Origin of the sequence: Streptomyces sp. M92 (genome assembly GCF_028473745.1) — a bacterium.
Lineage (GTDB): Bacteria > Actinomycetota > Actinomycetes > Streptomycetales > Streptomycetaceae > Streptomyces.
Window position 1 is genome coordinate 5,793,569 of record NZ_CP101137.1, and the last position, 19,014, is coordinate 5,812,582.

16 protein-coding genes and 4 pseudogenes are annotated in these 19,014 nt (G+C 70.4%); 11 read left to right on the forward strand and 9 right to left on the reverse strand.

Going from position 1 to position 19,014, the window contains the following annotated elements; all coding sequences use genetic code 11:
• Positions 1 to 27: 27 nt before the first annotated feature.
• Positions 28 to 1,362, forward strand: a complete 1,335-nt coding sequence (locus tag M6G08_RS26350; RefSeq protein WP_272589609.1) for an MFS transporter — start codon at positions 28 to 30, stop codon at positions 1,360 to 1,362.
• A gap of 1,047 nt (positions 1,363 to 2,409) precedes the next feature.
• Here the strand turns inward: M6G08_RS26350 and M6G08_RS26355 are convergent.
• The 3 genes from M6G08_RS26355 to M6G08_RS26365 form a co-directional block, all read right to left on the reverse strand.
• Complete coding sequence (locus tag M6G08_RS26355; protein ID WP_272589610.1) at positions 2,410 to 2,850, reverse strand: DUF2267 domain-containing protein; 441 nt, start codon at positions 2,848 to 2,850, stop codon at positions 2,410 to 2,412.
• 72 nt (positions 2,851 to 2,922) lie between these two features.
• Complete coding sequence (locus M6G08_RS26360) at positions 2,923 to 3,345, reverse strand: DUF2267 domain-containing protein (RefSeq protein WP_272589611.1); 423 nt, start codon at positions 3,343 to 3,345, stop codon at positions 2,923 to 2,925.
• A gap of 97 nt (positions 3,346 to 3,442) precedes the next feature.
• Positions 3,443 to 3,880, reverse strand: a complete 438-nt coding sequence (locus tag M6G08_RS26365; protein ID WP_272589612.1) for an Hsp20/alpha crystallin family protein — start codon at positions 3,878 to 3,880, stop codon at positions 3,443 to 3,445.
• 128 nt (positions 3,881 to 4,008) lie between these two features.
• Here M6G08_RS26365 and M6G08_RS26370 point away from each other — a divergent pair, with 128 nt between their 5' ends.
• Both M6G08_RS26370 and M6G08_RS26375 read left to right on the forward strand, forming a co-directional pair.
• Positions 4,009 to 4,665 carry a type III effector protein gene (locus M6G08_RS26370; RefSeq protein ID WP_272589613.1) on the forward strand — a complete coding sequence of 219 codons (657 nt, stop codon included), beginning with the start codon at positions 4,009 to 4,011 and terminating at the stop codon, positions 4,663 to 4,665.
• A 236-nt stretch (positions 4,666 to 4,901) separates the two neighbouring features.
• A pseudogene (locus M6G08_RS26375) lies at positions 4,902 to 5,142 on the forward strand (SDR family oxidoreductase); the annotation flags it as partial.
• 281 nt (positions 5,143 to 5,423) lie between these two features.
• Here M6G08_RS26375 and M6G08_RS26380 read toward each other — a convergent pair.
• From M6G08_RS26380 to M6G08_RS26390, 3 genes and pseudogenes are all read right to left on the reverse strand, one after another.
• Positions 5,424 to 5,675: pseudogene (locus tag M6G08_RS26380) on the reverse strand (undecaprenyl-diphosphate phosphatase); the annotation flags it as partial.
• A gap of 63 nt (positions 5,676 to 5,738) precedes the next feature.
• Complete coding sequence (locus M6G08_RS26385; protein ID WP_272589614.1) at positions 5,739 to 7,301, reverse strand: glycoside hydrolase family 53 protein; 1,563 nt, start codon at positions 7,299 to 7,301, stop codon at positions 5,739 to 5,741.
• A 93-nt stretch (positions 7,302 to 7,394) separates the two neighbouring features.
• A complete protein-coding gene (locus M6G08_RS26390; protein ID WP_272589615.1) occupies positions 7,395 to 9,416 on the reverse strand; it encodes a beta-galactosidase in 2,022 nt (673 codons plus the stop codon).
• A 184-nt stretch (positions 9,417 to 9,600) separates the two neighbouring features.
• On the opposite strand from M6G08_RS26390, the gene M6G08_RS26395 reads away from it, so the two are divergent.
• The 6 genes and pseudogenes from M6G08_RS26395 to M6G08_RS26425 form a co-directional block, all read left to right on the forward strand.
• On the forward strand, positions 9,601 to 10,920 hold the full coding sequence (locus M6G08_RS26395) for an ABC transporter substrate-binding protein (protein WP_272589616.1): 1,320 nt from the start codon (positions 9,601 to 9,603) through the stop codon (positions 10,918 to 10,920).
• A 71-nt stretch (positions 10,921 to 10,991) separates the two neighbouring features.
• Positions 10,992 to 11,837 carry a carbohydrate ABC transporter permease gene (locus tag M6G08_RS26400; protein WP_272591435.1) on the forward strand — a complete coding sequence of 282 codons (846 nt, stop codon included), beginning with the start codon at positions 10,992 to 10,994 and terminating at the stop codon, positions 11,835 to 11,837.
• Positions 11,834 to 12,739, forward strand: a complete 906-nt coding sequence (locus M6G08_RS26405) for a carbohydrate ABC transporter permease (protein WP_272589617.1) — start codon at positions 11,834 to 11,836, stop codon at positions 12,737 to 12,739. Before M6G08_RS26400 ends, M6G08_RS26405 begins: the two co-directional genes overlap by 4 nt.
• Entirely contained in the window at positions 12,736 to 13,767 is a 1,032-nt protein-coding gene (locus tag M6G08_RS26410; RefSeq protein WP_272589618.1) for a LacI family DNA-binding transcriptional regulator, read from the forward strand. The genes M6G08_RS26405 and M6G08_RS26410 overlap by 4 nt, the downstream gene beginning before the upstream one ends.
• 149 nt (positions 13,768 to 13,916) lie before the next feature.
• Positions 13,917 to 14,458 (forward strand): annotated as a pseudogene (locus tag M6G08_RS36120) (dihydrofolate reductase family protein).
• Positions 14,407 to 14,634: pseudogene (locus M6G08_RS26425) on the forward strand (hypothetical protein); the annotation flags it as partial. The pseudogenes M6G08_RS36120 and M6G08_RS26425, both read left to right, overlap by 52 nt.
• A gap of 240 nt (positions 14,635 to 14,874) precedes the next feature.
• Here M6G08_RS26425 and M6G08_RS26430 read toward each other — a convergent pair.
• On the reverse strand, positions 14,875 to 15,315 hold the full coding sequence (locus tag M6G08_RS26430) for a hypothetical protein (protein ID WP_272589619.1): 441 nt from the start codon (positions 15,313 to 15,315) through the stop codon (positions 14,875 to 14,877).
• Between the two features lie 363 nt (positions 15,316 to 15,678).
• Between M6G08_RS26430 and M6G08_RS26435 the strand changes: the two genes are divergently transcribed.
• Positions 15,679 to 17,127, forward strand: coding sequence for an alanine/glycine:cation symporter family protein (locus M6G08_RS26435; RefSeq protein WP_272589620.1), 1,449 nt, complete (start codon positions 15,679 to 15,681; stop codon positions 17,125 to 17,127).
• Positions 17,128 to 17,252: 125 nt separating this feature from the next.
• Here the strand turns inward: M6G08_RS26435 and M6G08_RS36125 are convergent, their stop codons facing one another.
• Positions 17,253 to 17,594 (reverse strand): sigma factor, encoded by a 342-nt coding sequence (locus tag M6G08_RS36125; protein WP_443049021.1) that lies wholly within the window; start codon positions 17,592 to 17,594, stop codon positions 17,253 to 17,255.
• Positions 17,591 to 17,941: a YciI family protein gene (locus M6G08_RS26440; RefSeq protein ID WP_272589621.1), complete on the reverse strand. Its 351-nt coding sequence runs from the start codon at positions 17,939 to 17,941 to the stop codon at positions 17,591 to 17,593. Before M6G08_RS26440 ends, M6G08_RS36125 begins: the two co-directional genes overlap by 4 nt.
• A gap of 445 nt (positions 17,942 to 18,386) precedes the next feature.
• Here M6G08_RS26440 and M6G08_RS26445 point away from each other — a divergent pair, with 445 nt between their 5' ends.
• Complete coding sequence (locus M6G08_RS26445; RefSeq protein WP_272589622.1) at positions 18,387 to 18,842, forward strand: hypothetical protein; 456 nt, start codon at positions 18,387 to 18,389, stop codon at positions 18,840 to 18,842.
• Positions 18,843 to 19,014: the final 172 nt, after the last annotated feature.

Genomic DNA, 19,014 nt, shown 5'->3' on the forward strand with positions numbered 1-19,014 from the left:
CACGGGCCCCTCACCACCTGGACACCCATGAACATCACCGCACGCATCTCGCAGGCGCCGATGAGCGGCTACCAATGGCTGATCGTCGCGTTGTGCACCTTCATGAACTGCCTGGACGGCTTCGACGTCATGGCGGTCGCCTTCACCGGGCCGTCGGTCACCGAGGAGTTCGCGCTCAGCGGCTCGGAGTTCGGCCTGCTGGTCTCGGTCGGGCTGATCGGGATGGCGATCGGCTCGATGCTGCTCGCCCCCTTCGCCGACGTCGTCGGCCGACGCCCGCTGGTCCTGATCAGCCTCGCCCTCGGCACGATCGGGATGTTCGGCGCGGCGGCGGCACCGTCGGCGACCGTGATGGGCGCCTTCCGCCTTGTCACCGGCATCGGTGTCGGAGCCATCCTGGCCAGCACCAACGTGATCGCCAGTGAGTTCTCGAACGCCAGGAACCGCGGTCTGGCCATCGGCATCTACACCGCCGGATACGGGGTCGGGGCCACCGCCGCGAGCCTGGTCGCCAAGGCCACCGTGGGCGGCGACTGGCGGATCGTCTTCTACGCCGGCGGTGTCGGGACCCTGCTCGCCCTGATCGTGATCGCCGTCATCCTGCCCGAGTCGGTCGCCTTCCTCCAGCAGCGCCGTCCGAGCGGCGCGCTGGAGCGGATCAACCGGACACTGGCCCGGATGCGGATGGAGGCCGTCTCGGACGCCGACCTCGACCGGGCGGCCGCCACCCGGGTGGGCACCGAACGGGCCGGTTCGAGATGGCTCAAGCAACTGCTGAGCCCGACGATCCTGCTCTGGCTCGTCTTCATCACGATCATGTTCGGCTTCTACTTCGTCAACAGCTGGACCCCCACCCTCCTGGTCGAGGAGGGTCTCTCCGAGAGCGCGGCGGTGACCGCCGGCATGGCGATCTCGATCGGTGGCACGGTCGGCTCGGTGCTTTACGGCGTCGCCGCCCGGGTGCGTACGCCGCGGGTGGTGCTGATCGGGTTCTCCCTGCTCTCGGCCGTGATGATGATCGTCTTCATCGTGAGCACCTCGGCTCTGTGGCTCGGGTTCGGCATCGGCGTCGTCGTCGGTGCGCTGATCAACGGCTGCATCGCCGGCGCGTACACCGTCGGTCCGCCGCTCTACCCGGCCAACCTCCGCAGCGTCGGCATGGGCTGGGCGCTCGGGATGGGGCGCATCGGCGCCATCCTGTCCCCGACCATCGCCGGCATGCTCAAGGACGCGGGTGCCTCCGCCACACAACTCTACGTCGGCGCCGCCATCGTGGTCGCCGCCTGCGCACTCGTCCTCGTCGGCCTGCGCCGCCACGACCCGGAGTCCACCCCCACTGCGAAGGAGACGCTCGCCGCCTGACGTACTGGCCGGCGCAGGAAGCCGGATCAGCACCGGATGCCGGCCGGAGGCCGGGACACTACTCCAGATCGCGAGCGCTTCTGGAGGAACTCCTCGGCTGGGACGATGTCGTCAGCGCGGTAGCAGACCACTGTTGTCGGTCGCGACTCGCTCGATGCGGGTTGCGCCTTGGACAGCGATGCCGGCCCGGTCGGGACACCACGATGGGGCGGCCGGGGCAGCACGAGAGAACTGCCACGAGTACACCTTCGCGCGATGGCAGGGACGGCAGGGCGGCCGAGCCCGCTCACGCCACCCTCAGCCATGCCGTTCCGGTCCGTAGGGCTCCATCCCCTGAGGTGCAGCTTGAGTCCTCCGGCGTCACTTCACGCGTCTGCCCTCCCTGGAAGCCGGGTCAAGGGATCGATCGATCCCCGGCCCCCTTTGCCCACTGCAATCACCGCCGAGCCGCGTCCAGGGTCAGGTCGTCCACGGCTGCTCCGACGAGCACTTGTCGAGACCTGTGGACTGGCGGCCCAGTGGGGTGAAAGCACCAGCGGGAAACCGGCCTTGAGTCTCCCGTGGAGGGAGGCACGAAGGTGCGGGCAGGGACGGCGACACGCTCTTCACGATCGGGTCCCTGGACCGGCGGACCATTCCGGGCCGCCGTCCGCCGCACGGCGGGGTACCAGGCTGCCGAGCGCGCCCAAGGCGACGTCGTGGAAGGCGAAGTGGCGCCGGGAGGCAAGGCGGTGCTTCTACAGCCATTCCGATCTCAGTCCGAGTTTCCGCCGGACGGGCGCCTCGCGTTCCGGGCTGATCTTCGCAGTGGGCGCCGATTGCACGGCGTCGCCGATCACCAGAGCCCGCCGCGCGCGGAACAGCAACGGCAGTCACTGCGGTCGCTGTCCCGTGCGCGGAGCAGGTCGAGGATGCGGCGACGCCCGGCCCGTGCATGCGACGGCCGGCTCTCCGCAGCCCGTCAGTAACCCCAACACCCCGACCGGACCGTTCGATTGGCAGACCCTCCGTCCCGGCGTTGCTCGTCGGGACGAGGGCTTCGATAGGTCAGGCCGCCTGGATGAGTTCTGCGCGGCCGAAGAGAATCGCGTAGCCGGAGGGGAGTTGAGCGAGGATGCGGTCGAGCAGGTCGGGGCCGGCGAGGCGGGCGACGACGCCCAGGACGGAACCGACGTCCCAGCGGGTGGTTGCCAGGCTGCCGCCGGTACGGGTGGCGAGGTCCCTGACGAAGGCCCAACCGGTCATCTCGTCAGTTCCGGGAATCTGGGCGGCGAAGATCTGCGCGGCCTCACGGGGCAGGCGGGCGGCCAGTTCGACGCGCTCCTCGCCGGCGACGCGGCGGCCGAGGGCCGCCAAGACGGCGGAGACGACTTCCTCGGCCCGCTCACGGGTGGGGTAGGCGCCGTCGTAACGGACCTGTTCCAGCATGTGGAGGTACGACTTGGCCGGGGTCGTGTTGATCGTCTCCGGGGCCGTCGTGGTCTGCATCGGTGAAGGGTGCCTTTCTCGGTCGTGGATCGTCTCGGTTGTGTGGGGCGGTGACCGCGGATACGGCAGGTTTCAGTCACCGGACGTGGTGTCGGAGGCGGTGCCGTTCTGCGGCCGGCCGAAGAGCAGGTCGTATCCGGGCGGGAGCTGGAGCAGGACGCGGCGGGTCAGGTCCTCGCCCGCGGCGTCGGCGGTCACGCTGAGCACGGCCCCGACGTCCCAGGCCGCGGTCTGTTCGGTGGCTCCCTCGATCCAGGCGGCGGTGGCCCGCACGAAGCGTTCGGCGGAGAGGGGTTCGGCCGCCTGGAGCGGGTTGAGGAGAATCAGGGCGAAGGTCTCCGGGAGCCGGGCGGCCAGCTCCGCCCGTACCTGGCCCACCAGGTGCGCGCCCAGCAGCCCCAGCACAGTGCGTGCGGCGCGGTCCGCCTCCACTCGGGTCGTGTACTCACCGCGTTCCTGCACCTGGTCGAGGAACACGTCCCAGTGCATGGCCATCGGGGTCCTCCTTTCGCCGGGAGTCCGTGACGGCGGGCGGAGGGCTTGGGCCGCCTGAGAGGCCGCCGGCCCTCCGCCAAGGTGCGCGGCCCGCGTATCAGCCGGAGATCTCCCTGCGTTCCGCGCCGCCCGAAACGGAGATCTTGCGGGGCTTGGCTCGCTCGGCGATCGGGACGCGCAGGGTGAGCACCCCCGCGTCGTAGTCGGCACTGATGTGCTCGGTGTCGAGGGTGTCGGCCAGCATCACCTGGCGGGAGAAGGCCCCCAGGGGGCGCTCCGAGAGCTCCATCTGCACGTCGGCGCTCTTGGTGACGGGCCGGCGTTCGGCCTTGACGGTCAGCATGTTGCGCTCGACGTCGATGTCGATCGCGTCCGGGTCGACACCGGGCAGGTCGAGGGCGATGACGTAGGCGTCCCCCTCGCGGTAGGCGTCCATCGGCATCGCCGTGGGGCGCGACCAGGTGCCGGACGTGTTGCCGAACAGCTGCTGGGTCAGCCGGTCGAAGTCACGGAAAGGGTCAGTGCGCATCAGCATCGTGAAACACCTCCACTTCGAGCAGAACCGCTCATGCGCTGCTTCCTGTATTTCTTGTAGCATGTCATCGAAACGATGACAAGCGCAGATGTCACCGGTCAGGTGACGCCCTTGAGTGGAGGTGAATCATGACCGCAGACCCCCGGCAAGCCGGTACGCAGCCCTCGTCGTTCCCTGCCGCCGAAGCGGCACTGGCGGCGATCGACGAAGCCGTCCACACCGCCCAGGCACCGCAGACCGAAGAGCGGCCCAGCGACGAGATCAGCCCGGACCAGGCACTCGCCGCGCTGCTCCTCCTGCGCCAGGTCCGCGCTCGTCTCGCCGGCTGGGAGACGGGGCTGATCGAAACCGCGCGTTCCGCGGGGGCCAGCTGGGCCGATCTCGCCCACCCACTCGGTGTCGCCAGCCGGCAGGCCGCCGAACGCCGCTATCTGCGCCTGCGCCCCGGAGCCCCCGGCACCACGGGCGAACAGCGCGTGCAGGCCACCCGGGACCGCCGCGCCGCCGACCGCACGGTCACCGCCTGGGCCCGCGGCAACGCCGGCGACCTGCGCCAGCTCGCCGGTCAGGTCACCGCCCTCACGGGCCTCCCCTCCGAGGCCCGTACGCCCCTCCTGCAGGCACTCGGCCAGGACGACGCCGCCGGCCTCATCGGCCCACTGACCCGCGCACGCGACCACCTAGCAGCCGACCAGCCAGAACTGATCACCCGCATCGATACCCTGACCCGCCACGCGGAGCAGATCCGCGCCTCAGCGGAAGGCGAACGCCAACCCCCGGGGTGATCCCCCCGAAGAGGGAACGGCAGCGCCGAGGAAGCGGCACGACCGTCACCTTCGGGTTCGCTCCAGGACCGGCCGCGGAAGCTCCCGGCATAGGTTGCAGCGGCCGCAGTACACGTTGCGGGTGAGCCTGCCTCCCGCGCTGTGGGGCAGGTGCCCTCGATGGGTGACCCTGGAATCAGCGAACGCGTCACGGAGCCGTGGGCTACGAAGGCTTGGGTGCGCCCACACCCAAGCACTACGTCGAGACGGAGATGGCGGCCTGCGCGCCCCCCGGCGTTCCGCGAGGCCAACGTCCGGGAGCCGCCCCTCGGACGCACCGGCACCGTGGACGAGGTGGCGCCGCCGGTCGTGTTCCTGCTGTCGGACCAGGCGTCGTTCATCACCGGCGCGGAGATCCCCGTGGACGGCGGCCTGACCGCGCACGGCGGGGTCGAGTCCGTCTCCGACGCCCTGCTCGCCGCGAAGGCCGGCGGATGAAGCGGCGCGACGGCAAGGTGGCCCTGATCTCCGGCACCGCCCGGGGGCAGGGCCGGGCGGCGGCCCTGCGCCGCCGAGGGCGCGCTGGTCGTCGGCGGCGACCTGCTCCACGAGGAGGCCCTCGGTAACCCAGCGGCTGGTCGCCCGCGAGGGCGGCACTATCCTCACGCCGGGCCCCTGGTCGTCACCGACGAGGACTCCGTGCGGCTCGTCGTCAGGCGGCCCGGCCGCACCTGAGGCGCGGCCGCGGCAACGTCCTGACCGTCGGCTCCACTACAGGGCTCCCGGTCGCTCAGCCCGCGCGACCACGCGGAGGCGATCCGCGCGATGCCCTTGCGGAACCAGACGAGGACGGCGGCGCTCGCGCCCACCTGGATGACCGCCGAGAACCCGATGGCGGCGTCGTCGTCGACGGGGAGGCCCATCAGCCCCTCGGTGATCTCGAGGTGGACGGTGGAGGACACCGCGAGGAACTCGGTCGCCCCCTCGACGGCTCCGAGGACGACGGCCTGACCGATGCTGATGGCGCTCATGGCGTCCAAGCCCTACTACACGCCCCGTGAGCCGTCCGGCACCGTAGGAGCGCGCCGGCGGCGTCAGCGGTGGCGGAACCACGCTGTGGCCGGCAGGGCCCGGTCGTCGTAGTCGAACAGCGCCTGGTTCTCCCAGCCGTTGCCGGAGGCGGGGTCGGCCGGGTCCCAGCCGTTGCCCTCCACCGCCGTCCAGGTCGCCTCCCAGTAGAAGACTCCGAGGCCGCGGCCGTTCGGAACGGCTTCCACGATGTCCGCCACGGTGTTCATCCACGCGCTCTGACCGGCCGGGGTCGCCGGATAGCCCGGGACCAGTTCGGCTTCGGTGTCGATGATGTTCTCGTGCGCGTCCTCGCTGTCCAGCCGGAACGGGTAGGCCGTCTCGGCGACGAAGACGGGCTTTCCGTAGCGGGCCGCTGCGTCGTCCAGGGTGGTCTGGAAGGCGGAGAGCGGTCCGTGCCAGTAGCCGTAGTACGACAGCCCGATGGCGTCGAACCGGACCCCGTGCGCGACGGCGTTGTCGAACCACCAGCGGGTACCGTCCAGGTCGCCGCCCTCGGCGAGGTGCAGCGCGACCGGCGTGCCCGGGTCCGCCTTCTTGACCGCGTCGTAGCCGCTGTTGAGCAGCCCGGCGAGGCGGGGCCAGTCGTCCGTGGACCCTTCGTCCCACAGCATGCCGCCGTTGATCTCGTTGCCCACCTGGACCATGTCGGCGCCGGTGCCCTGCGCCTCCAGTGCGCTGAGCACGTCGTAGGTGTGGTCGTACACGTCCGTCTTCAGCTGCCCGTAGGAGTGCCCGGCCCAGGCGGCGGGCTTCTTCTGGGCGCCCGGGTCGGCCCAGGTGTCCGAGTAGTGGAAGTCGACCAGCAGCTTCATGCCCTGTGCCTTGACGCGCCGGGCGGTCTCCAGCACCCGGGCCTTGTCGTTGTAGCCGTCGGCCGGGTCCACCCACACCTTGAGGCGGGCGTAGTTCATGCCGGCGGCCCCCAGGACGCCGAGGGCGTCGGCCTTCGCACCGGAAGCCGTCCGGTAGACACCGCCCTTCGCCTCGCTCTTGGCGAGGGAGGAGACGTCGGCGCCCTTGACCGGCAGTCCGGTGGGCGCGCCCGGCGCGAAGGTAAGGTCGTCGACGTTGATCCAGTCGCCGGCGTTCGCGTCGCTGTTGACGCTGATGGTGCACTGGTGGTTCGTCACCCGGACGGGCACGACGATCCGGATCCACCCGTCGGCGGAGACCGGGAGGTCGGTGCGCCGCTCGGCGCCGCCGCAGTTCTTCAGGGCGATCCAGGCGGCGTTCTGGCCACCGCCGGAACGGACCCAGGCGGTCAGCCGGTAGTCGCCGTTGGCGAGTCCGGACAGGTACTGGTACGTCTCGGCCCGGTAGGCGGTGGGCGACCAGTGGCTCAGCCGGTGGCCTCCGCCGCGGCCGCCGGGCTCGGTGTACGAGGCGCCGCTCGCGCCGTACTCCGACCAGCCGCTCGGGGTGGCGGCGCCGGTGCCGTCGGCCTCGAAACCGGCGTTGGTGAGGGTGCTCGCCGCGTGGGCGCTCTGGGCGGGCAGGGTGGTGAGGGCGAGCCCCGCCACCAGGGGTGGGAGCAGTGCCTTGAGTGTGCGTCCGGACTGGTGCATCGTCGTCCGTCGTCCCTTCGACGTGGGGGATGGAGGAGATGGAGCGGATCCGATGGAGCGGATCGAGCAGAGGGAAGGCTCGGGTGGTGACGGCTAGCCGTCGAGCCGTACGACCCGGACCGCCCCGGCCGGGACGGCGAGGCGGCCGGCCGCCCGCTCCCCGGTCAGCAGCTCGGTGCCGTGCGCGTCCAATGGCACCTTGGCGTCCGAGGCGGTGTGATTGACCGCGAAGAGGTAGGTGCCCGATTCGCCGGTGCGGCGGACCACCTCGACGTCGCGCGGCAGGCCGGTGCGGGGGGCGAGACCCGCGTCCTGGGCGGCACCGCCCAGGACGGTGTCCAGGCCGTCGGCGCCCAGCCGGGTGGAGACATACCAGGCGGTGCCCTCGCCGAGGCGGTGCCGGGTGACGGCGGGGCGGCCCGCGGCCAGTCCGTCGGTGTACGTCCACACCGGGTCGGCGCCGCGCGGCACGACGAACTCCGTCCACACGTCGCCGTGCAGCTCGCCGCCGTCCGGGCCGATGAGCCGCACCCGTTCGCCCGCCAGCAGGGGGGAGAACTCCTCGACGGTGAGGCCGAGCACGTCCCTGAGCGCGCCCGGGCAGGGGCCCTCGTGGACGGCGTCGTGCTCGTCGACGATGCCGGAGAAGTAGGAGACGACGAGGGTGCCGCCGTGCTCCACGTACTCCCGGAGGTTGTTCCCGGCCGCCTCCGTCGCCAGGTACAGCGCGGGGACGACGACGAGGGGATAGGGCGACAAGTCGGCTTCGGGGTGGGCGAAGTCGACGGTGAGGTGACGGTCGTAGAGCACCTCGTAGAAGGTGTCGGCGCGTTCGCGCGGGTCGTGGTCCTCGCTGGGGCGCCACTGGAGGTTCTGCGCCCACCAGGAGTGCCAGTCCCAGACCATGGCGACGTCGGCCTCGGTGCGGGTGCCGCGGACCGGCCGCAGGGAGCCGACGGAGGCGCCGAGCTCCACCACCTCGCGCCACACGCGGGTGTCCGTGCCGCCGTGGGGCAGCATCGCCGAGTGGAATTTCTCGGCGCCGCGCCGGGACTGCCGCCACTGGAAGAACATGGCGCCCTCGGAGCCGCGCGCCACGTGGGCGAGGGAGTTGCGGGCCATCTGGCCGGGGGCCTTGGCCGGGTTGCGGGGCTGCCAGTTGACGCCCGACGTGGAGTGTTCCAGCAGCAGCCAGGGGGCGCCGCCCGCGACCGAGCGGGTGAGGTCGGCGGCCATGGCGAGGTTGACGTGGGTGCGGCGGCCGTCGGTGATCAGGTAGTGGTCGTTGGTGACGAGGTCGACCTCGCGGCCCCAGGCCCAGTAGTCGACGGAGTCGCACTGGCTGAGGGCGGTCATGAAGTTGGTGGTGACCGGGACGCCGGGTGACAGGCGGTGCAGGATGTCCCGCTCGGCGATGAAGTTCTCGCGCATGGTGGCGTCGGCGAAGCGCTTGTAGTCCAGCGCCTGGGCCGGGTTGCCGACCGTCGGGGTGGTGCGCGGGGGGTTGATCTGGTCGAAGCCGGCGTAGCGCTGGCCCCAGAACGCGGTGCCCCACGCCTCGTTGACGGCGTCCACCGTGCCGTACGCGGCCGCGAGCCAGCGTCGGAAGTGCGCGGCGCAGGAGTCGCAGTAGCAGGCCGAGACGGGGACGCCGTACTCGTTGTGGACGTGCCAGAGCGCGAGGGCCGGGTGAGTGCCGTAGCGCTCGGCGAGCCGGGTGGTGATGTTCGCGGCGGCGGCGCGGTAGTCGGCGTTGCTGTGGCAGATGGCGCCGCGGGAGCCGAACTCGTGCCGCACCCCGTCGGCGGTGACCGGGAGGGCATCGGGGTGGGCCCGGTAGAACCAGGCGGGCGGGACGACGGTGGGCGTGCCGAGGTCCACCCGGATGCCGTTGTCGTGCAGCAGGTCGAGGAGCCGGTCCAGCCAGCCGAAGTCGTACGTGCCCGGGGCGGGCTCAAGCAGGGCCCACGAGAAGATCCCCGCGCTCACCATGGTGACCCCGGCCTCGCGCATCAGCCGGACGTCTTCCTGCCACACGTGCTCGGGCCACTGCTCGGGGTTGTAGTCCCCGCCGAAGGCGAGCCCGGCCAGGCCCCTGGGGGTGGTCTCCGGCATGGATGGTCTCCCGGTGTCGATCGAAAAGTGGGAACGTGCACACACATCGGATGCGATGCGAGCCCAACATAACCGCACAGCAACAACCATTGACAAGTGTCCGGGATGTTTCTCTACTGTGAACGCTCACAGAAGCGTGGCAGGTCTCCGCAGCGGGTGGGGACCCAGGTCAGGGGAGAGTTCCATGCCGTACACGAAGCGCCGCCGCCTGGTGACTTCCGCCGTCGCCGTCGCCCTCGGGGCGAGCACCCTCGCCGCCTGCGGCTCGTCCGACGACGGCGGCGACGCCCAGTCGGGTCCGGTCTCGCTGACGTACTGGACCTGGACGCCCGGCATGGACAAGGTCGTCGACCTGTGGAACAAGGGGCCGGGCAAGGAGCAGCAGATCACCGTCACGGTGAAGAAGCAGGCGTCCGGCGACACGCTGGTCACCAAGATCCTCACCGCACACAAGGCCGGCCAGGCGCCGGATCTGGTGCAGGCCGAGTACCAGGCGCTGCCCACGCTGGTCAGCAACGACGCGCTCGCCGACATATCCGGTGAGGTCGACGACGTGAAGGGCAAGTTCGCCGACGGCGTCTGGCAGCAGACGACGCTGGGCACGGACGCCGTCTACGCCGTGCCGCAGGACATCGGTCCGATGATGTTCTACTACCGCGAGGACCTGTTCGAGCAGTACGGACTCGATGTCCCGGCCACCTGGGAGGAGTTCGCCCGGACCGCGCGCGAGCTGAAGAAGGCCGCTCCCGACAAGGACCTCACCACCTTCTCCGCCAACGACTCCGGCCTCTTCGCCGGGCTCGCCCAGCAGGCCGGCGCGCGGTGGTGGACGACCGAGGGCCAGAAGTGGAAGGTCGGCATCGACGACGAGGCGACCAGGAAGGTCGCCGACTTCTGGGGCGGTCTCGTCGAGGAGGGCGCCATCGACAACCAGCCGATGTACACCCCCGCCTGGAACAAGGCGCTGAACACCGGCAAGCATATCGCCTGGGTCAGCGCGGTGTGGGCGCCCGGCACGCTGACCACGGCCGCGCCGGACACCAAGGGCAAGTGGGCCATGGCCCCGCTCCCCCAGTGGTCCGGGAGCGAGAACCGCACCGGCAGCTGGGGCGGTTCCTCCACCGCGGTGACCACCGACTCCGACCACCGGGAAGCCGCCGCGAAGTTCGCCGAGTGGCTGAACACCGACGCCGACGCGCTGGGCGCGCTGGCCAAGGAGGGCGGCATCTACCCGGCGTCCACCTCGGCCCAGCTCAGCGGCGCCTTCGCCCAGCCGCCGGAGTTCTTCGCCAACCAGCCCGACTTCTACACCAAGGCCGCCGTCATCGCGAAGACGACGACGCCCTCGGCCTGGGGCCCCAACGTCAACGTCGCCTACACCTCCTTCAAGGACGCCTTCGGCGCCGCCGCCAAGAACAAGTCGGACTTCTCCGCCGCCCTTCGCACCATGCAGGAGGAGACGGTCGCCGACCTGGAGAAGCAGGGCTTCGAGGTCGCGCGGTGACCGGCACGACGGCACGCGGGGGAGCCCCTCGCGCCCCCTACTTCTTCCTCCTCCCCGCGACCGCCCTGTTCATGCTGTTCTTCGCCCTGCCCATCGGCTACGCGGTGTATCTCAGCTTCCGCAAGGTGGAGGTGTCCGGGCTGGGCCTGGGCGCCGGGGCCCGGAAGGAGGTCTGGGCCGGCTTCCAGAACTACGCCGACGCCCTGGGCGACAGCGAGCTGCTGGACGGGGCACTGCGCGTCCTCGGCTACGGCTGCCTGGTCGTGCCCGTGATGCTGGGCCTGGCCCTGCTGTTCGCCCTGATGCTCGACTCCGACCGGGTGCGGTTCACCCCGGTCACCCGGCTCGCGATCTTCCTGCCGTACGCCATCCCCGGCGTGGTGGCGGCGCTGCTGTGGGGCTTCCTTTACCTGCCGGACGTCAGCCCGTTCCACTTCGCGCTCGACCGGCTGGGACTGCCTCAGCCCGACCTGCTCGACGGCGGTCCGCTCTACTTCGCCCTGGCGAACATCGCCGTGTGGGGCGGCACCGGCTTCAACATGATCGTCATCTACACCTCGCTGCGGGCCATCCCCACCGAGGTGTACGAGGCGGCGAGGCTGGACGGCGCCTCCCCGCTGCAGATCGCCCTGCGGATCAAGATCCCCATGGTGGCTCCGTCGCTGGTGCTGACGTTCTTCTTCTCGATCATCGCCACCCTCCAGGTGTTCAGCGAGCCGACCACCCTCAAGCCCCTGACCAACTCCGTTTCCACGACCTGGAGTCCGCTGATGAAGGTGTACCAGGACGCCTTCGGCAAGGGCGACATCCACTCCGCCGCCGCCCAGGCGGCGATCATCGCGCTCGTCACCCTGGTGCTGTCCTTCGGGTTCCTGCGGGCCGCGAACCGGCGCAACAAGCAGGAGGCACCCCGATGAGCACCCTCGCCGTCCGCAAGACCCGCCCGGCCGCCGGCACCACGCCCGGCACCGCCCAGGGGCCGCCGCGCCGCCGCCGGACGGCGCTGGTCCCGACGCTCACCCTGGCCCTCGGCGCGCTCTACTGCCTGCTGCCGGTGGTCTGGGTGGTCGTCGCCGCCACCAAGTCGGGCAGCGAACTGTTCTCCACCTTCACTTTCCTGCCGGGCACGGGCTTCACCGACAACGTGGGCGACCTGAGCGCCTACCGCGACGGGGTCTACTGGCGGTGGATGGCCAACTCGGCCCTGTACGCCGGTCTCGGCGCCCTGCTGTCCACGGCCGTGTCGGCGGTCAGCGGCTACGCGCTGGCGACCTACCGCTTCCGCGGCCGGGAGGCGCTCTTCAACGTGCTCCTCGCCGGTGTGCTGATGCCGCCGGTCATCCTCGCGGTGCCGCAGTACCTGCTGCTGGCCGAGGCGGGCATGACGGACTCGTACCTGTCCGTGCTGCTCCCGCAGGTCCTGTCCCCGTACGGCGTCTACCTGGCCCGGATCTACGCCGCGGCGACCGTGCCCGCCGACGTGGTGGAGGCCGGGCGGATGGACGGGGCGGGCGAGTGGCGGATCTTCATCCGCATCGCGCTGCCGATGATGGTGCCGGGGCTGGTGACGGTGTTCCTCTTCCAGTTCGTGGCCGTGTGGAACAACTTCCTGCTGCCGTACATCATGCTCAGCGACGACGAGAAGTTCCCGATCACGCTCGGCCTGCACACGCTGCTGGAGCAGGGCGCGAGCACCCCGGCGCTCTATACGCTGGTGATCACCGGTGCCTTCCTCGCCGTGCTGCCGCTGGTCGCCCTGTTCCTCGTCGTCCAGCGCTTCTGGAGCCTCGACCTGCTCTCCGGGGCCGTAAAGTCATGACCATGAGCAACACGGGGGGCCGGCGCCGACCGCCCACGATCCACGACGTGGCACGCGAGGCCGGGGTCTCGCGGGGCACGGTGTCACGGGTGCTCAACGGCGGGCACTACGTCAGTCCGGCCGCGGAGGAGGCCGTCAACGCGGCCATCCGCAAGACGGGTTACGTCGTCAACCGGCACGCCCGGTCGCTGATCACCGGGCGTTCCGACTCGGTGGGCTTCCTGCTCACCGAGCCGCAGGAGCGGTTCTTCGAGGACCCCAACTTCAACGTCCTGCTGCGCGGCTGCACCCAGGCGCTGGCCGCGCACGACGTCCCGCTGCTGCTGATGCTGGCCGGGACGAAGGACGAACGGCGGCGCATCACGCGGTACATCACGGCGGGGCACGTCGACGGGGTGCTGCTGGTGTCCAGCCACTCCGGGGACCCGGTCGCCGAGGAGCTGCGTGCGGCGGGGGTGCCCCTGGTCGCGTGCGGCAAGCCGATCGGGCTGGGGGCGAAGGTGAGTTACGTGGCCGCCGACGACCGGGACGGCGCCCGGGAGATGGTCCGCCACCTGCTGTCGCTGGGGCGTCGGCGGGTGGGGGTGGTGACCGGGCCGCTGGACACCCCGGGCGGTGTGGAGCGGCTGGCCGGCTACAAGGAGGAGCTGGCGGAGGCGGGCGTCGCCTTCGACGAGCGGCTGGTGGTGTCCGGCGACTACAGCCGGGCCAGCGGCGAGGCGGGCGCCGAGCGGCTGCTGGCGCGGGCCCCGGACGTGGACGCGGTCTTCGTCGCCTCCGACCTGATGGCGCAGGGGGTGCTGGCCGCGTTGCAGCGGGCCGGGCGGCGGGTGCCCGAGGACGTGGCGGTGGGCGGCTTCGACGACTCTCCGGCCGCGGTCGCCGCCAGCCCGCAGCTGACCACCATCCGGCAGCCGTGGGACCGCATCAGCGCGGAGATGGTCCGGGTGCTGCTGGCCCAGATCGGCGGCGAGGACCCGGCCGCGGTGATCCTGCCGACGGAACTGGTGCGGCGGGCCTCGGCCTGAGTCCCACGCCGGAGTCCGGTCCGCGCGTGCGAGGCGGTCTTCTTGGGTGCGCGTCGGTTGCCCGGACAGCCGACGGCGGGTCCCGGTGTTTTCCTGCACGTACGGCAGCCAGGACCGCCGGTGCGCGGCTCGGGGAGCGTTGGCGGGAGATCCACTCGGGGCACGCGCGCACCAGGTGCGAGATCGACCGCGCACTGCACTCGCACGGCCTGGGCGCGAGCGACTTGGAGGTGCTCGACATCCTGGTGGCCGAGGGGCCGAGGACGGTTGCCGGTGCCGGGTGCAGAATCTGGTCGGCCGGGTTCACCTCCGCCAGAGCGCGCTGTCCCCTCTCATCACCCGGCTGAAAGAGGTCGGGCTGGTGGAGCGCACGATGAGGATCGAGCGGACCTTCGACCCGGACGCGGTGCGCGAGCTCAAGGCCGAGGCCGATCGCGACCTGACCGTGGACGGTCCGAACCTCGCGGTCCAGGCGATCGCGGCCGGCCTGGTGGACGAGTACCACCTGTTCATCACCACGAGCGTGGTCGGCGGCGGCAAGCGGTTCTTTCCCGACGGTGTGCGCCTCGAACTCGAACTGGTCGAGAAACGTTCCTTCGACAGCGGACTGATCTACGCGCGCTACCGGACCCGCAAGGAGGCGAGGACATCGAAGTCCTCGAGCTGCCCTTCACCGAAACCCTCGGCATGACCCGCGACGGCCGCATCACCGACGACAAGACCCGCCTGCTCCTGCGATGGGCGGCCCTGCACGGCCCCTGCCCCCCGCGCCCCACCGGCGGCGGCTCCGGGACCGGCCCTTTCGGACCGGCTCCCACACCGTGTTCACGCCGGTTAGAGCAAGGCCCTCCCACCGGCAAAGACTGAGATCCACCTCCCCCGTCGCCGGCCGGTGCACATGTCGCCGTAGCCAGCGTCCACGAACCGGACCTGCGGCCCGCGCAGCTCCGACGCCTCAGTCACCTCACCTCGGGCAGCCGGTTCCCGTACTTCGAGCTGCCGATCGGTCGCACGTGGGACGAGGTACTGACCACCGCGTACGACAAGCTGGTCAGCGGAACGAACGGCACGTACGCCAGGAGCGTGGCGATCGCTGGACCACCACGGTCAGGCACCCTTTCGCGGCTCGGCGGGCGTCTTCCTGCTCGTCACGGTCGGGGCACTGCGGCGCACCGCCTGACGCCGCGCGCGGACGGCGGCGATCGGCATCGCCACAGTGATGCCGGCTGCGGCCCAGAACAGCAACTTGGCGTCCGGCCCGTTGACCGTCCGCAATTCTCCGTCAGCGTGGCGACAGAACGCGTCGGGCGGGAAGTACTGCGAGACAGGGGTGGCGCGAATGCCGTGGCAGGGCGATGTTTCGGGGAACAGACCCGGCTGCGCACGCTGTGAGAGGAACCAGCCGGCGAACACGGTCAGCCACCCGGCCAGCAGAAACCCGGCCAGGATCCAGTCGGGAACTCTCGCGCGCCGCGCCAGTAGCCATACCAGGGAAGTCGGCATGACGAAAACGACGAACGCAGCGGACAGCACGATCAGACCCTTCATAGGACCATGACCCTACTGATCAGAGGCGTGCCGGATCGGGTCAACTCCGTCTGCCCCCAGAACGGACAGAGCGATGAGTTCTCGCGGCCAGGACAGTCTGACCACCGTTGTATCGACACCACAGGCGGAGCACGTGGCTCAGCTGCCGAGAGTCCAGAACTGCGCCGACGGCTGCCGGAGTCATGTGAGGTAGCCCACGTTCAGGAACTATAGGCAGGGGCTACGACGCCAGCCTAGGGTCCTGAGGTTTGCGGAGTCTTTGCCTCCGCGCCACCCGGCCCGGCCGGCCGTTCTGTACACGACCTGTGCGCATGCGGAAGCCGGGTCGACTCCCCGACTCACGAGGAACCGGGAAGCACTCGCATGAGCACGTTGGAAACCTGGGTCGTCGACCTCAACGACGTCTTCTGGACATATCTGCTGATCCCGCTGGTCGCCGTAGTCGGCGTCTGGTTCACATTGCGTTCGAAGGGCGTGCAGATCCGCTTGATCCCGGAGATGTTCCGGGTCTTCAAGGACAAGCCGCAGTCCGGCGTCAGCCCCTTCGGCGCCTTCACCATCTCCGCCGCCGCGCGGATCGGCACCGGCAACATCGCCGGCGTGGCCACCGCGATCACCATGGGCGGCCCCGGAGCCGTCTTCTGGATGTGGATGATGGCTCTGATCGGCGGTGCCTCGGCGTTCGTCGAGTCGGTCCTGGCGCAGTTGTACAAGGTGCGCGACACCGAACCCGGTACATACCGCGGTGGCCCGGCCTACTACATGCAGAAGGCGCTCGGAATGCGCTGGCTCGGCGTGGTCTTCGCCGTGCTGATCACGCTGACGTTCGGGTTCGTGCTGACCGCGGTGCAGTCCAACACCATCACGGTGGCGACGAAGGGCTCCTTCGGCTCGGACGCCTCCTGGTTCGACCCCGCCCTCGGCATTGTGCTCGCCGTGCTGCTCGCACTGGCGGTGTTCTTCGGGGTGAAGCGCCTGACTGCCGTCACCAAGGTCATCATCCCGGTGATGGCCGGGCTCTACCTGCTGGTCGGTCTGGTCATCGTGCTCCTCAACCTGGGCAGCGTGCCGAGCATGCTCGGCGACATCATCGGCGGGGCCTTCGGCTTCCGCGAGGTCGCGGGGGGCGCCGTGGGTACGGCGATCCTGCAGGGCGTGCGGCGCGGCATGTTCTCCAACGAGGCGGGCATGGGTTCCGCCCCGAACGCCGCCGCGTCCGCGGAGACCACCCACCCGGTCAAGCAGGGCCTGGTCCAAACCCTCGGTGTCTACTTCGACACCCTGGTCATCTGCACCATGACCGCTTTCGTGATCCTGTCCGCCAACCCGACCCTCGGTGAGCGCGGCGGCGCGGACGTCACGCAGTCCGCCTTCACCAGCTCGCTCGGCGACTGGGCGGGTCACCTGCTGACCCTGGTGGTCTTCATGGTCGCCTTCAGCTCCATGATCGGTAACTACTACTACGGCGAGTCCAACATCCAGTTCATCACACGCAGCAAGAGCGTGATGAACTCGTACCGCGCCGTGGTCATCGCCTGCGCCGTCCTCGGCGCGATCGGCTCCGTGCCGCTGGTCTGGAGCCTCGCGGACGTCACGATGGGCGCGATGGTCCTGGTCAACCTGATCGCGATCGTCCCCCTTGGCGCGGTCGCCTTCCGCCTGCTCGACGACTACATGGCCCAGCGCGGCCAGGGCCTCGACCCGGTCTTCCGGAAGGACCAGGTGCCGGGTCTGCGCGGCGAGGTGGAGTGCTGGGGCTCGTCGGACGAGGACTCCTTCCCGCAGGAGCGGACGCCTGTCGGCTCACACTGACACGAACGCGCCCCGGCGCGGCCGTACGCATCGCAGGGCGGCATCCCGGGAGGGGTGCCGCCCTCGGGCGTCCCGGGGCCGGACACGGGTTGCGACGCGACGGGGTGCGTCGCCCTCCGCACCGTTCAGCTCAGCGCTCGATGCGCGGAGACAGTCTGAAGCGGCCGGCATCGGACGGTCTCACGGCGACTCCTGCCGGCATGCGCGTGCTGCGGTCGGCGAAGGAGTCCGCCCGCTACGGCATCGTCGTATCTCGGCGGCCCCCGGTCGATCGCCCGGTGGCGGGTGGTGGTGACCAGCCACTCCCGAGGATTGGCCGGGGTCCCGGAGACCGGCCAGCGCTCCGCCGCGGCCGCGAACGCGTCCTGCGTCACTTCCTCAGCCAGGTCGAAGTCACCGAGGAACCCGACCAGAGAGGCCAGTACCCCGCTCCACTCCTCCCGGAAGACCTCCGCCAGCCCGGTCAGCGCCTCTTCACCGGCCTGTCCTCCACGGTCCCGCCCAGCCTGACGGCCGGAACCCGTGCCGCCAGCTCCAGGGCCTCGTCGACATCGGCCGCCTCGACGAGACGGAAGCCGCCGAGCACTTCCTTCGTGTCCGCGAACGGGCCGTCGCTCAACAGCACCTCGCCACCTGCCCTACGAAGCCTCGTTGCTGTCTCCATGGGCTGCAGCCACGTGCCGTCGAGGCACCGGTCGTCGTCGGCCAGGGCCGCGTACCCGGCGAGCACGGCCGCGCGTTCGGCGTCGGACAGTGTCTCCTCCGCGCCTGGCTCGGAGTAGATCATCAGCGCATACTGCATCGCCACCTCCACGGAACCACCGTCTTCACCGGTACGACGAACGAGCCGTGCGGGATGTGACAGGACGGGGCTTTACGGAAACGCTCCCTGGACGCACGCAGCCCACGTGCCAGGCACCCGTGGTCGAGGCAGCCGCTCCCGCGGGAGAGCGGATGAGCGCCGACGGCCTGTGAAACGCGGCGTGGGCTGCGGACGATGCCCTCACGTTCGCCCGTGGCTACCTTGTCAAGGCCACCGGGAAAGTCCGCTGTTGGGTCGTTGCCGAAGAGGCCGACGCCCCAAGTGCCCATGGTCTCTCCCGGTCCTGCAGTTGACCGGCGCATCCTGGCAGTGGCCACTGACAGAGAGGCCGCGCGGTTTGGAGCGGGTTCAGCCGCACGTGCCTGGTCGAGTCGGGTGTTGTCTGGCCTTGGCATCTGGCATCCGCGCCGGCTCGGCGGGCTGTCATCATGCTCGGATGGCCCACGACATAGTGTTCTTCCTCGCCCCCGACGACGCAGCCGCCGCTGCCACGCGTCTGCGGGGACCTGGCGAGGCATTCGAGTCTGTGACCTGCCACTTCATTGAGCCGGACACGGCCATCGCCGAGTGGGACATGTACTTCCAGGCGCCTTCGGCCAAGACTCCGCCGCTTGAGCAGCTCTACGCGTGGCGGCCGTGGCCGGAGTGGGTCACCGCCCCCTTGAACGATGGCATTGAGGTGTTCGCTCTGCCCAAGAGGCTGACTCGAGCGCTCGGCCAGGCGAGTGCCGCCGAACTCGAAGAGCTCGCAGGCCGCTGGAGTACGCGGCTGCGGTCTCAGGACGGCGACGACATGACCGACGATGACCTCCTCGCCGTCATGCAGGGCGTTTCCCGCCTCGCGGCGGCTGCGACGAGTACGCGTGGCGGCCTCTACAGTTGGAGCTTCTGACCGTCCCCCTCATGAGCCGCTCGTTCATGACGCCGCTGCACGCCAGGAGCTCGGTCCCGGTGGCGTCGAAGTACAGGGTGAAGAACCATGATCGGTCCGCTGCGACGATGTTGCAGGTACGCAGATGCGCATCGGGGTGCCGAGCGCGAACCTACCCCCACCTAAACGCGCG

What these genes read in the sequence shown, in the direction of transcription:
- M6G08_RS26370 (WP_272589613.1), top strand. Translation starts at nt 4,009, where the DNA reads ATGACCGCAGACCCCCGGCAAGCCGGTACGCAGCCCTCGTCGTTCCCT.
- M6G08_RS26360 (WP_272589611.1), bottom strand. Translation starts at nt 3,345, where the DNA reads ATGGCCATGCACTGGGACGTGTTCCTCGACCAGGTGCAGGAACGCGGT.
- M6G08_RS26400 (WP_272591435.1), top strand. Translation starts at nt 10,992, where the DNA reads ATGCTGTTCTTCGCCCTGCCCATCGGCTACGCGGTGTATCTCAGCTTC.
- M6G08_RS26365 (WP_272589612.1), bottom strand. Translation starts at nt 3,880, where the DNA reads ATGCTGATGCGCACTGACCCTTTCCGTGACTTCGACCGGCTGACCCAG.
- M6G08_RS26395 (WP_272589616.1), top strand. Translation starts at nt 9,601, where the DNA reads ATGCCGTACACGAAGCGCCGCCGCCTGGTGACTTCCGCCGTCGCCGTC.
- M6G08_RS26390 (WP_272589615.1), bottom strand. Translation starts at nt 9,416, where the DNA reads ATGCCGGAGACCACCCCCAGGGGCCTGGCCGGGCTCGCCTTCGGCGGG.
- M6G08_RS26350 (WP_272589609.1), top strand. Translation starts at nt 28, where the DNA reads ATGAACATCACCGCACGCATCTCGCAGGCGCCGATGAGCGGCTACCAA.
- M6G08_RS26445 (WP_272589622.1), top strand. Translation starts at nt 18,387, where the DNA reads ATGGCCCACGACATAGTGTTCTTCCTCGCCCCCGACGACGCAGCCGCC.
- M6G08_RS26385 (WP_272589614.1), bottom strand. Translation starts at nt 7,301, where the DNA reads ATGCACCAGTCCGGACGCACACTCAAGGCACTGCTCCCACCCCTGGTG.
- M6G08_RS26435 (WP_272589620.1), top strand. Translation starts at nt 15,679, where the DNA reads ATGAGCACGTTGGAAACCTGGGTCGTCGACCTCAACGACGTCTTCTGG.
- M6G08_RS26405 (WP_272589617.1), top strand. Translation starts at nt 11,834, where the DNA reads ATGAGCACCCTCGCCGTCCGCAAGACCCGCCCGGCCGCCGGCACCACG.
- M6G08_RS26410 (WP_272589618.1), top strand. Translation starts at nt 12,736, where the DNA reads ATGACCATGAGCAACACGGGGGGCCGGCGCCGACCGCCCACGATCCAC.
- M6G08_RS26355 (WP_272589610.1), bottom strand. Translation starts at nt 2,850, where the DNA reads ATGCAGACCACGACGGCCCCGGAGACGATCAACACGACCCCGGCCAAG.
- M6G08_RS26430 (WP_272589619.1), bottom strand. Translation starts at nt 15,315, where the DNA reads ATGAAGGGTCTGATCGTGCTGTCCGCTGCGTTCGTCGTTTTCGTCATG.